General features: G+C 40.8%; 12 protein-coding genes. All 12 read right to left on the bottom strand.

What is annotated here, in order from left to right; all coding sequences use genetic code 11:
* Positions 1-628: 628 nt before the first annotated feature.
* Positions 629-1,075, bottom strand: a complete 447-nt coding sequence (locus VPR01S_RS21600) for a hypothetical protein (RefSeq protein ID WP_021707488.1) — start codon at positions 1,073-1,075, stop codon at positions 629-631.
* Between the two features lie 138 nt (positions 1,076-1,213).
* Positions 1,214-1,750 carry a GNAT family N-acetyltransferase gene (locus VPR01S_RS21595; protein WP_021707487.1) on the bottom strand — a complete coding sequence of 179 codons (537 nt, stop codon included), beginning with the start codon at positions 1,748-1,750 and terminating at the stop codon, positions 1,214-1,216.
* Between the two features lie 153 nt (positions 1,751-1,903).
* Entirely contained in the window at positions 1,904-2,521 is a 618-nt protein-coding gene (locus VPR01S_RS21590) for a plasmid pRiA4b ORF-3 family protein (protein ID WP_021707486.1), read from the bottom strand.
* Positions 2,522-2,726: 205 nt separating this feature from the next.
* The gene (locus tag VPR01S_RS21585; protein ID WP_021707485.1) at positions 2,727-3,557 is read right to left on the bottom strand and encodes an MBL fold metallo-hydrolase; all 831 of its coding nucleotides are present in this window, start codon (positions 3,555-3,557) and stop codon (positions 2,727-2,729) included.
* 1,079 nt (positions 3,558-4,636) lie between these two features.
* Positions 4,637-5,665 carry a DUF4238 domain-containing protein gene (locus VPR01S_RS21580; protein ID WP_021707484.1) on the bottom strand — a complete coding sequence of 343 codons (1,029 nt, stop codon included), beginning with the start codon at positions 5,663-5,665 and terminating at the stop codon, positions 4,637-4,639.
* Positions 5,666-5,816: 151 nt separating this feature from the next.
* A complete protein-coding gene (locus VPR01S_RS21575) occupies positions 5,817-6,263 on the bottom strand; it encodes a GNAT family N-acetyltransferase (RefSeq protein WP_021707483.1) in 447 nt (148 codons plus the stop codon).
* A gap of 597 nt (positions 6,264-6,860) precedes the next feature.
* Positions 6,861-7,301, bottom strand: a complete 441-nt coding sequence (locus VPR01S_RS21570; RefSeq protein ID WP_021707482.1) for a hypothetical protein — start codon at positions 7,299-7,301, stop codon at positions 6,861-6,863.
* Positions 7,302-7,435: 134 nt separating this feature from the next.
* A complete protein-coding gene (locus tag VPR01S_RS21565; protein WP_156008768.1) occupies positions 7,436-8,635 on the bottom strand; it encodes a hypothetical protein in 1,200 nt (399 codons plus the stop codon).
* Positions 8,598-9,224, bottom strand: coding sequence for an HNH endonuclease (locus VPR01S_RS21560; protein ID WP_021707480.1), 627 nt, complete (start codon positions 9,222-9,224; stop codon positions 8,598-8,600). The genes VPR01S_RS21565 and VPR01S_RS21560 overlap by 38 nt, the downstream gene beginning before the upstream one ends.
* Before the next feature lie 164 nt (positions 9,225-9,388).
* The gene (locus VPR01S_RS21555) at positions 9,389-9,607 is read right to left on the bottom strand and encodes a DUF6500 family protein (protein ID WP_021453865.1); all 219 of its coding nucleotides are present in this window, start codon (positions 9,605-9,607) and stop codon (positions 9,389-9,391) included.
* A 226-nt stretch (positions 9,608-9,833) separates the two neighbouring features.
* The gene (locus VPR01S_RS21550; RefSeq protein ID WP_021707479.1) at positions 9,834-10,856 is read right to left on the bottom strand and encodes a hypothetical protein; all 1,023 of its coding nucleotides are present in this window, start codon (positions 10,854-10,856) and stop codon (positions 9,834-9,836) included.
* Positions 10,857-11,000: 144 nt separating this feature from the next.
* Positions 11,001-11,447 carry a GNAT family N-acetyltransferase gene (locus tag VPR01S_RS21545; protein ID WP_021707478.1) on the bottom strand — a complete coding sequence of 149 codons (447 nt, stop codon included), beginning with the start codon at positions 11,445-11,447 and terminating at the stop codon, positions 11,001-11,003.
* Positions 11,448-12,133 lie beyond the last annotated feature (686 nt).

The following is a 12,133-nucleotide window of genomic DNA, read 5'->3' as shown; positions in this document are numbered from 1 at the left end:
AAAGTAAAAATGCCACGCGTGCCGAATCACTCTTAAATTGTTTGTTAGTACGCTGTTTCAAAACTTTTTGGTTTGCACCAAGATATTGAAATATAGCACGAAAGTTGTGGTTTAAAACGCTGAAGCTAAAGGGACAGATGCGAAACTAGAACTCAACCTCAAAACGCAAGCTGGCTAGAAGAAAAACACGCCAAACTACCCTATTTTAACCAGCTTCAAATTAACAAAGGATTCGGTCACCGAACTTTGACAACCACACCAAAGAACCTGATTTAAGGCAATAACCAACCACACAAGAGAAGCCGCACCCAAGAAATAACCAAAAAGTTAGAAGCCGTAAACGGTGAGGTCAAAGCGGAAACTCCGCATATAGTGCCACCGGAAAGAACGTGAAAGCCATGCCCGTTCAGGTGTAAAGCTGAGAAACGAAACCGATAAACACCTAAACTTTAACCTTTGAGGCCAATCCCGTACTAACGCCGCGTTAAGTAGTGAGCAACGCCAGTTACCTAACCTAAACCTTTACACCGTAAACACTACACTCAACTTAGAATGCAAAGCGCCAAGCGTTGGGAATCTGCCTTAAACGCTTTGTTAGGCATTTATTCAACGCTATAGCCAATATGATCTACGAGATTTTCGGAGGCCAGTCAACAAACCATGCATCTTGTGAGTAGCTACTCCAAGCAAGTTCAAACCCACTACTTGTAATATGCCACTCAGTCCAACCCGTTGAGTGGAAGCCCTTTAGGGAATAAGACACTATCCCTTCTTCATTTACACTACTTATTGCCTCTAATATTTCTTCGTCAATAGGTGCTTTTGGATACTGATGCTCTTCGAATATTTTAGTTTCATCATTGTAAACAGATGCAATACTCTTAGTCACACCATGAAAAGTCAGGACACAATTGTCTATACACTTCGCTACAGAATGAGGATTATCAACGTGCTCAAGCAGAATATTCGCGAACTCTAAATAAAGACGAATGCATCCCTTCTCAATATCAATTTTTGACACTGGGCTATCGTGGAAATCCAAATTGTTAAATTGACAGTTCGTTTTGTATCTCATATAAATTCCTAACGCCGCGTTAAGGGGCGCAGGCACGCACTACAAAAGTTGCTGCATAGAACCTTAACCACTAAACCCAACGCAAATTGAAAATGCCACGCGTGCCAAGTCCCTCTTTAACGCTTTGTTATGCCTTGGTTATGCCTTGCGCCACTCGGTTCGAAGAACTGCCAAAACAACTGTATCCCACCATTGTTCTTTGAAAAAGCGATGCTCTCTGAAATGAGCTTCTTGGCGCATACCCAGAGACTTACAAAGTTTTATTGCTGGTAAGTTCTTACTGATTGTCTCCGCATAAATACGGTGAACTCCTAACTCCGAAAAACCAAAGTCTGCTAGGGCCAAAGCCGCTTCATGACTTAACCCGTTACCTTGAGACACTCGGGAGAATGCACACCCCATTGAAGCTTGCTGGTTGTCCTCTAAACGCAAACAAACAGTCCCGATGAATTGACCTGACGCCTTACACTCTACAGCTAATTGGTACGATTTTCTTGGTTTCTCAGACGCCTGAGTTATAAACAAGCTTGTCAAATCCCTATATTTATTAGGGTCACAATCACTTTCATCATAGAAACGCTGATATTTAACATCCTGAGACATAGCTACAAAATCATCTTCATCGTTCGGAGTCATATCCCTAATAATCAGACGGTTAGTCTCGATTCTAAACATCGATAGTTCCTTTTTATTTGCGAGGCATAACGCCGCGTTAAGTGGTGAACAACGCAACCACCCAACCTAAACCATTGTGCCGTAAACACTAAAGCCTATTCAAACCAAAACTGCCAAGCGTTGTGAATCCGTCTTAAACGCCTTGTTATATTTTTACGGTTGATAGGGCTGATTAAATGCATTACACCAACGTAGATAAGGATCTGAAAATTTTACTTTTTTAGGACTAAACACATGCTGATCATATGGCCAATAGTTTTTAGCATGTTTTTTCAACCATTCTACTGTATCGGCATATTCATCATGGCTTTGATCTGACAATATTTCTAAGACTCTCTGATAACCATATAAGCCACCACTATCTTCTGGTGGACAAGCCATTTTTCCGTCTAGGCATCTAGGATAAGTAGAATCTAACGGCGCTAAAAACATACCAACCAAAGTAATTTCGTGATGCCAACCATCACCAAAGTCATAAACATAATCAATTGTATTACCAAGCGATGTGAAATATTTTTTTGCTGAAAGTTCCCAACCTGCAATTGTACTTTCATCATGCTCTGACTCAGGAAGACCGATCCTCTTACCTTTTGTAGGGCCCGATTTTCTTGGAGAAAATTCATGCAAATGGTAATCAAGCCAGCCCATTGCATCTTGAATGGCAACATGCAATTCCCAGAAATTGTAATGATCTGGTACATCGATTTCTCGCCAAATTTCCGGCTCGCTTCCCAATAGAGAAACTCTGAATCGAAGAATCTTTTGGTGCATAATGATAATCCTATGAATTCAAATAAAAATATAACGCCTTGTTAAGGTGTGAGCCACGCAACCACGACACCAAAATTGAACATCGTAAACACTAAACTGGACCCAAAACCAAAAATGCCAAGCGTGGGGAATCACTCTTAAATTGTTTGTTAGCAATATTTCCCGTTTCAGTGATTTTATTTAATGTTCAGGTTAACCGATTTCGCTACTTGACTAATTTTTCTTTCGCTAATTTTTCCTGCTGCTCTAAAAATGTAAAAAAGCTGGACTTGCTTATAAATGGATTGATTTCTGCACCGTTTTTTCGTTTATCACGATTTGCGAACAAATCATTTTTATGTGGGTGATTTGCTAGGTTAACAGTTACAACAGGAGGTTTTAGGGCAATCTCTCTGATTCTATCCATACTTTTGAAAAATTGATTCGCTAACTCTGGATTTTTGGCACTCAAACTATGCCCACCGACGACAAACGCACGATATAGTGCACCGCTATCTTGCACCATAAAATCCAACGAAAAGTCACCCTCTGTATGACCTGGTGTAATATAAAATTTAAACGGCTTCCCTCCGATTTCAAGATTCATTCCATCTTTAACAATCAAGTCTACATTAGGCGGCAAAAATTTATTGGCTCCCTCACTCTTCTCTGCTTGTTTTTTCGCTAGCTCATGACCTTTTGAGGTCATCACAACTATAGCGCCATACTTCGCCTGAAGGTATTGTGCCCCACCAACATGATCAGAATGCCCGTGAGTAGCTAAAATATGCGTAACTGGCTTTTTCTCTAACCCTAACTTTTTAAGATTAATCGGTATCCATTTAGAATAGGGGAAGTCTAACGTATCAATAATAACTAGCCCTGCATTTGTCTCGACGGCGTAAGAAGAAACCCATTTATCACCGACATAATACACATCGTCAAACATTTGAAAGGGTTCAACATACCCATTTTTATCATTCATTTCTGGAATATCGTCATTTGCTCTTACACAAGCTGAAACCAATAAGAACAGAACAACACTCAACTTTTTCATATAAATCCCTATATTGCTAACGCTCTGCTAAGGGGTGAGCAATGCACTGCAAAAGCTACCGCACACCAACTTAATCACAAAAAGGACCGCATGCTAAAAATGCCACGCATTGCGAATCCCGCTTAAGCAGCTTGTTAGCTTAAATTTCAGCACCTTAGATTTACCAAACCTGAGATTAAACCGATTTGGAAAACCAACAAACCACCAGAGACTTAAAACCCGAATTGACTCAAACTTTGTGGCCTTTCATGCGATTTGAAAACTCGAAAATTTTGATAACTCATTTTCGGAAAACTCAAAGCGAAAGCAAAACTTCCAAAGCGACTTTACGCCAAACTGGCTAACCTCGCGCGATCCCAAAACTCAATTGAGGCAACGGCTCAAAACTCGCGTTGGCAAACAATGCTGATTTGCCGAAAACCTGAACGAATGGCCAAGGGAAGAAAAAACAGGCTGCAATCAATTGATTTTCATTGTTTTAAGCTAACGCCGCGTTAAGGGGTGAATGCCGCACAAACCGACTTCTCGCAGGCCACTTTCACCACCAAAACTCACCGCATACCAAAAATGCCACGCGGCATGAATCCCTCTTGAACGCCTTGTTATGCTTAAGCTTCAATGGGTTACGTTTGACCAGAACCAAGATTAACTCGACTTTGATTTACACACAAAAGCCAAAACGTAGAAAACCGAAATGAATCATAGTTTTGATAATCAGGCTCGGAATTTTGGCAAATCTGGTTTGAAGTTTGAAAACCTAGAAATGGATTTCTGATTGAGCCAATCGCCCTAACCTCACGCTTGCTCGAGAATTGATTGAGGCAATTCTCAGAGTTTTTAGCGCCAAAGAATAAGTGTCCGGAAAGCAGCGCCCACTGGAGCCGACTTGCCGAAAAACTCGAAGCAAACAAGCCTGGGGAACAAAGAAAAATCATAAACCACTGATTTTACGTGATTAAGCATAACGCTCTGTTAAGGTGTGAGCAACGCAATACCAAAGCCGCTGCATACCACCTTAATAACTAAAATCAACGCATAGTAAAAATGCCACGCGTTGCGAATCACTCTTAAACAGTTTGTTAAACGTATTTATCCCCGTAAAACACTAACTCTGCATCTCGGTGATTTAAATGCCAGTTTTTCCAATGTTCCTTTTCGGTCTCAACTTTTTCTTTATCTACAACCCTAGGTATCAGCAACTCAACGTCATCTCTTTTTTCATGAGATACAACGAAGTTATGGCAGTTCTCAGCGATCATTCGGTTAATATTCCGAGTTTGCTCTACGGTCAATTTAGTCCCACGTAAGATGGGCGGTGAAACACCAACCTGCGTATACAACAAATGCCTTGGTCCCAATGGCAAAAATACTTCACTGTTTGGGTTTGCCCAACCACCATTAAAATCATAGCTTTTATCATTTTCATAATTTAACCGAACCACTGGATTGTCTGATGTAAGCCAACTCATACCATTGGCTGGATGAAGTATCGTCCATGAGTTTTGGTGTAGTTGCTCAGCTACAGTAGTAAGGACATGTTTTATAGACCATAACCAAGAAGCTCTGCCCGCCAACCATGTTACTTTTACAATAAAAGCGTCATTACCATCCTCTTCAATCTCCACCTTTATTGGTAAGCTATCATGGTAACGAGCCTTTCCATCAGGCTTAAAGTCCGGCGGAATTTTTGATTTAACATCATTAACTACATCTTCGACAATGTCACTCAGTGCCTTTTCATCAGAGCGCTCTAAATGCTCAAAGTAACGCTTTGGTGTACGTAAATCCTGGAGTGCAACAAAATTAGCTAATAACTTATAATCATCCCTTGAGAGCTTCTCATTACGAATTACTCTATCAATCGAATTTTTGGCGGGAAATTCATAATTGGAGTCAAACCAATTTTCCAAGACATCATCTGGGTTGCCATTTTGCGTATTAACATACAAATACTGAGAGTAACCGATAGCTGATGGATGATAGTCTTTCCAGATAGGCACATTTTCGTGTTGAACTACTTTCCTATATTGAAATACCTTATCCTGCTCATTGCACCAATTTTTCAGATACATCTGAGGCAAAAAGTGATTGTCTTTTTTAACGCTCAATGAAGCCTCCATAATACGTTTAACGCCCAATTAAGGGGTGAACAACGCCTCCACCCAAACCTAAGGGATTGTGCCATAAACACTAAAACTGAAGTAGAAACTAAAGTGCCAAGCGTTGTGAATCCCTCTTAAATTGCTTGTTATGTGCGTGCTAAATCTGTGCGTACAATCTCAGCATGTCTTTGTGTTGAATACCATTTTCATAGATTGGCTCTGGGTAATTCAGTAAGAAGTGATCCTTGATGATCGAGTCAACACGAAAACCAAGGCGCTGATAATAAGTCAGTTGATAACCAAAGGTACCTGTACCCAATTCAACACGAGTGATTCCCTTACTTGGTAGCTGAGACAGAACTGACTTGAGTAATTGAGATCCAATTCCTTGACCTTGTAGCTCGGGATATACCGAAACATTGAAGATTTCAGCAAGGTTTTGGGGTTCAGGCTTCACTATACATGCCGCCAAAATACGCTCATTATCTAGCGCAGCAAAGCACCATGATTCTGATAAATATGATGAAACACTCGCCTTAGAAGGATCTGCTTCGAGCAGCAAATCTAGCGGAATTTGGCTACTTTTAACTTCGATAAATTGCATTTTTCCTCCAAGCACATAACGCCGCATTAAGGGGTGAACAACGCCACCGACCAACCTAAACCATTGTGCCGTAAACACTAAAACTGATTCAAACCAAAACTGCCAAGCGTTGTGAATCCCTCTTGAATGCTTTGTTAGTTGCCAAACCTAAAGCTTTGATTTGAAGTTGATTGCCGTTTTGCCAACACTAGCTTTATGTGTATTGATAGACTCAAATCAGGCGCAGCTTCAAAGCGCCTGTCACTGAAACCACTTGGAACTCAAAGCGCCGCAGAAAACGAACCAACAACACCAAAAAGCTCTTTTAGACAGACAATGTCACCGAGCTGACTTTCAACAAGTAAATCGGCTTCTGAAACGGCAAACCAAACTAGGAAAAGAACGAAGCTCAATTTCCGCGAACCAAGATTCCGAAGTTCGAAGTGCAGAATCGAGCAAAGCACACGAACGATTAGACCTAAACACTCTGTTTTAGCCGCGATTTTCCTCGTTGGCAACTAACGCCCTGTTAAGGTGTGAGCAACGCAATACCGATGCCAACGCATACCACCTTAAACACTAGACGCAACGCATAGTGAAAATGCCATGCGTTGCGAATCACTCTTGAACAGTTTGGTAAACGGCTTCTACCCAAGTGTATTGCTCACCTTTTAACAACCTTGTTGTCGGTTTATTGATAAGTGTTTTTCTCCAACGAAGGATTAGATACTCTTCAATTTCTGAACGACCGAAATCAACACCAATAAATGAAATTTGATAAGTATCAGAAATATACTGTCTCAATAAATCGAGATCGCTAATTTCATTTTCAATTCCAACTTTCTTTGTAAACGCATGATTAACCGGACGCATTAGATCACCCATTCGACTGTGAACTCCAGAGGTCTCGCCGACATACACAGGGGTGCCACTTTCCCAAATGACATACACACCGCCACCATGAGGGAAGTTACTCCGCCAATTCACTGCAAATGGCTGATGTCTATCAGCAATTCGTAATTGTTTTTCAGCACTTTGCAGTAGCTGCTTCGTATTCATTTTTACCTCATAGCCGTTTAACGCCCAGTTAAGGGGTGAGGCACGCAATACCGATGCTACCGCATAGCACTTCAACACCGAAACCAACGCATACCAAAAATGCCACGCGTGCTGAATCCCTCTTAAATTGATTGTTATACCAATTCATCAAAGATTTCTGAGCCTTCTTTGATAACAATCCCATCAGAATCATTAGTAACCGTAAATATATGCCCAATAGCGGGACGAATTTCTGACGAAGAAAGAACACCATACTCATTCGGAACTTCAAACTCATAGCTGACATGGATAGCTTTAATTTTGTGGTCCGCTGATAATTTAACCAAATTATTTTCCAGTTCTCTACGTTCTTTTTCTTTATTTCTTGTTTGGTTTTTAGAGTTAAAATAAAAAATGAAGCACTTTTCTAATATTTGCCCTTCTAATTCAGCATCAACCTCATTACTCATTGCGTTAGCAACAGTAAACTGCACATTCATAGCTGTATTCACAGCCTGTGCTGTAACTTTAAAAACATTAAAGTAAATAAGTGAGTCTCTTTTTTCTTCAGCGATCTGATATAACACATCACTTAACCCTGTATGTGAACCATTAGTTGGTCTTGTATGCGGGTTTTTTGTATACCCTACATATTCCACTCTACTAGCAATGCCAAGATTGATCTCTGATTGTTCCAAAAAATCATGTATAGGATATGTGGTTAGATAACCTGTTGAATCTTTGAAAGTAATATATTTGTCCGTTAGTTGGATATCTGGTTTGGAAACCTTTCTTGTGGCTACATCAACAAAAGTGCACTTTACACTTTTCTTAACAGCTTTCTCTCCAACGAGTAGATGCAACTTGGTTTTTCCCGTAATCGGGTTAAACGTCGGCTTTTTATTTGTATTAAACCTAACCCTTTCTCGTGAGCAGATGAAATATACAAACCTTTTTTCAAGGTGCTCTTCAACTTCCTTTTTTATTCGTTTTAGGTTATTTACGATCAATTGCCTAGTGTCAAAATAATCTGCAACTTCTCCAGGATTAACCACTAGGTCATACCAATATCTATGATATGTCTCTAGCTCGACTATCCACTCTTTATCACTATGCTTGTACAGTTCATTAGCAATTAGCGAAGCGTAAAGACCTCTATTCACATCAAACTCCTCACTCGAAATGTTAAGATTGGTATAACGCCCAATTAAGGGGTGAGCAACGCTACCACCCAAACCTAAAGCGTTGTGCCATAAACACTTAATTTGAAGTAGAAGCAAAAATGCCAAGCGTTGGGAATCCCTCTTAAATTGCTTGTTAGGAATGTTGCTCAACAAGTGCATTACTGTAATCAATAAACTCTTTGGTGATCTCATGCTTCGAGTTCTTGACGATAGAACTGACGTCTAATTTTAATGAACAATAATCTAGCATTGCATGATGATTTGGGCATACACATATTAAGTTGCCCTCAATATCAGGACCATTGTGTTCTTTACCCAAGGGCTTTAAATGGTGAGCCTCCGCATACGGTTTACCGTTTGGAAGCCGAAATGTAAAACCACAAATTTGACACTTAAAATTATTCTTCGTTTTAACCTGTCGTGAGAGTTTACTGTCCCGAATAAAACGGCTTACAGTATAATCTTGTTTATCTGCGCCATCGTAATCAACTGGCGGTTCTGATACTTGACTTGCTTCAAAGTTCCTAAGAGCCCAGCGCCCACTACCTTTACCATCGACGCTATAAAAAAGGTCATCTCGACTTGGAGTCCAGTTATCCGAATCGCTCGAATAACTCTCAACAGTATTTCTTACAGTAGCTTTCCAGCTTTTAGTTAAGTTACCGCCTTTCAGTGCTTCAATTTCAGCATAAAGGTCACTGTATGCTGCTTCACCACCTAAGTTCTCCATGGCTTGAACTACGTAATCAATCCACCGCACTTATTATTTCCTCTAAATTCCTAACGCTGCGTTAAGGGGTGAATGCCGCTTAAACCAGCTTTCCGCAGACCACTTTCACCACCAAAATTCACCGTATACCAAAAATGCCACGCGGCATGAATCCCACTTGAACGCCTTGTTATGGCTTGGACTTAACGCGTTCTTTACTTGCCTGATTCAATCATTTCTATGATTTTATAGGCTTTTTCGAAGTGATCTAGCTGGTGAGTTTGAATCCACCAAGTAGCTGCCTCCATTAACAACTCTGGATCGTCGTTTTTATTAGCGAAAAATGCATAGAATGAAACTCCAACATTCTCGCCCTTTTGTGCGATTTTCTTAGCACAAACATCTAACACTTTACGACGTAAGGATTCACGCATTCATTATGCCCACTTAGATTGAAGTAAAAACAATACTTTACACAACGAATAGAGCACAAACAACAAATACTGTTTATCCAAACAGTGTCATTTTTGAGGAAGCCATAACGCCGCGTTAAGTAGTGAGCAACGCAAAACCACCTAACCTAAACCATCACATCTTAAACACTAAACCCAACTTTGAATGATGAGCGGCAAGCGTTGGGAATCTGCCTTAAACGCCTTGTTATGAGGAGTTATCGCGCTCCAATTCCTGCAGCTTCTTCAATGCAAACCGTCCCCTTTCCGACACCGCAGAGGATTTATCTAATGCAAATTTTTCTGCTAATACCTTAGCGTAAACTCCAACCCCTTCTAGATCTCGAATCAAAATCTCTGCAGACACCCTCCTTACAACAGATGACCGGTCTTCAGCAGAGCATTTTAATAATTCCAATATTGGAACTTTGATATCTAACTTGCGTTCAGACACGATGGGCGTCAACCTTCCCTCACAATAACGGATATCAGTCCATTTCCATTTACGGCCTTCTATCCAAGCTATACGCCTTTCAAGCAGGCTTCGGTACGCTTTAGCTCGAACTGCGGGTTGCACAGCTAGATTTGCAATTTCTGACAAATATTCATCAAGAACATTCGTGCGGCCAAGCTGAGAAAACAGTGAAGGCATAGGTCCTGCACTAGATGAAATCAACCTAGACCTCATTGAGTTCGCAATGTCTTTCTGCGATATGATTTGTAAAAGAGTTTTCTTGTCCGCATCTTCAATCCTGCCCCAAGAACTCCAATTTGAAAGAGCAATTAGCAAGGCCTCGACTACGAAATCCGGTGCTGTCGCTTTTGCTAACTCCGGCAATTTATCTCTCGCAGCTTCACGTACTTGTGGAACCCAATCATTAAGTCGACGCACCGCAAGAGAAAAGAAGAAAGCATTTGGGGCTGCTCCTGACAAAGTTCGTAGAGTTTTTTCTCTCTTGTAACCATCCCAACTAATCAAATCTAGCCAAGTTAACAATTCTTGAGGCTTAGACCAAAACTTCCATTTGGGAGGCTCAAGTTCTCTTAGTGCAAGGGAGAATTCAGATCGAATCGTTCGCTCCCAATAATCAAAACTTGTAAGTGGCAGCTGGGAGGTCGCATCAATCAGCGAGGACATATCAGCAACGACTTTACTCCCCGAATTTATCGAACATGCAAAGTCCTTGACTGCTGTTACTACTTTCTCTTCCTCAATCTGAGATTGCTGCATACTCTAAATTCCTCATAACGCCGCGTTAAGGTGTGAACAACGCCCGCACCCAGCCTAACCTATTGTGCCGTAAACACTAAAGCTGATACAAACTGAAAATGCCAAGCGTTGAGAATCACTCTTAAACGCTTTGTTATGTGCGTACTATAGTTGTGCGTACAATCTCAGCATGTCTTTGTGTTGAATACCATTTTCATAGATTGGCTCTGGATAATTCAGCAAAAAGTAATCTTTGACGATTGAGTCAACCCTAAAGCCAAGACGCTGATAATAAGTCAGTTGATAGCCAAAGGTGCCTGTACCCAGTTCAACACGAGAGATTCCCTTACTTGATAACTGAGACAGAACCGACTTAAGCAGTTCAGAACCAACACCTTGACCTTGTAACTTTGGATATACAGAGACATTGAATATCTCAGCAAGGCTATTGGTTTGTGGCTTCACTATGCAAGCGGCTAAAACACGCCCATTATCTAGTGCAGCGAAGCACCATGAATCGGGTAAATATGAAGAAACACTCGCTTCAGAAGGATCAGCTTCAAGCAGCAAATCTCGCGGAATCTGGCTCCTTTTGACTTCGATATATTGCATTTTTTCTCCAAGCACATAACGCCGTGTTAAGGGGTGAGACAACGCTACCGCCAAAGCGGATATGACCACCTTAATCACTTAAACCAATTTGAAGTGAAAGTGCCACGCGTTGACGAATCCCTCTTAAACACTTTGTTATGTTTTACCACAACTGACTCGCTCACATGGCAAAGAACTAAATTGCATAAAGAATTGTTTAACTTGCGTCACACGACGTTGTGGAATAATCCGACAAAAGCGATAAACACAAAGCATGTAATTCTCAGGAATTTGATTGAGGCAACTTTGACGGCTTTTAGTGAGTGAGTGATTGCATCCCTTTCAAAAAAACGAAAAACAAAACCCAAATTGCCGAAAGCCCCGCTGCCGATTTGCTAATTGAAAAATAAAACCAAAGCGACTTTAAGCCAAACCGATTATCAACGCGCAAATGCAATTTCAAATTGAAGCAACCCACGAACTTTGAAGCATGATTATGCTTGATGGATTCATGAATTTGGACGGACAATATTTAATTGCTGAAACAACTCGAACTAATTACCAAAGAGACCAAAGAAATAAGCGCCAAGAAACCCATTATTTCTTATAAATCAAAGTGAAACATAACGCCGCATTAAGGTGTGAGCTGCGCTTGGCTATACTTGAGCGAAGCGAAACTGCCAAGCGTTGCGAATCACTCTTAAATT

It is taken from the genome of Vibrio proteolyticus NBRC 13287 (assembly GCF_000467125.1).
Classification (GTDB): Bacteria; Pseudomonadota; Gammaproteobacteria; order Enterobacterales; family Vibrionaceae; genus Vibrio; species Vibrio proteolyticus.
This window is presented reverse-complemented; position numbering and strand designations above follow the sequence as displayed.

Coding starts and splice junctions, on each gene's coding strand:
- VPR01S_RS21600 (WP_021707488.1), bottom strand. CDS start 1,075: ATGAGATACAAAACGAACTGTCAATTTAACAATTTGGATTTCCACGAT.
- VPR01S_RS21595 (WP_021707487.1), bottom strand. CDS start 1,750: ATGTTTAGAATCGAGACTAACCGTCTGATTATTAGGGATATGACTCCG.
- VPR01S_RS21590 (WP_021707486.1), bottom strand. CDS start 2,521: ATGCACCAAAAGATTCTTCGATTCAGAGTTTCTCTATTGGGAAGCGAG.
- VPR01S_RS21585 (WP_021707485.1), bottom strand. CDS start 3,557: ATGAAAAAGTTGAGTGTTGTTCTGTTCTTATTGGTTTCAGCTTGTGTA.
- VPR01S_RS21575 (WP_021707483.1), bottom strand. CDS start 6,263: ATGCAATTTATCGAAGTTAAAAGTAGCCAAATTCCGCTAGATTTGCTG.
- VPR01S_RS21570 (WP_021707482.1), bottom strand. CDS start 7,301: ATGAATACGAAGCAGCTACTGCAAAGTGCTGAAAAACAATTACGAATT.
- VPR01S_RS21555 (WP_021453865.1), bottom strand. CDS start 9,607: ATGCGTGAATCCTTACGTCGTAAAGTGTTAGATGTTTGTGCTAAGAAA.
- VPR01S_RS21550 (WP_021707479.1), bottom strand. CDS start 10,856: ATGCAGCAATCTCAGATTGAGGAAGAGAAAGTAGTAACAGCAGTCAAG.
- VPR01S_RS21545 (WP_021707478.1), bottom strand. CDS start 11,447: ATGCAATATATCGAAGTCAAAAGGAGCCAGATTCCGCGAGATTTGCTG.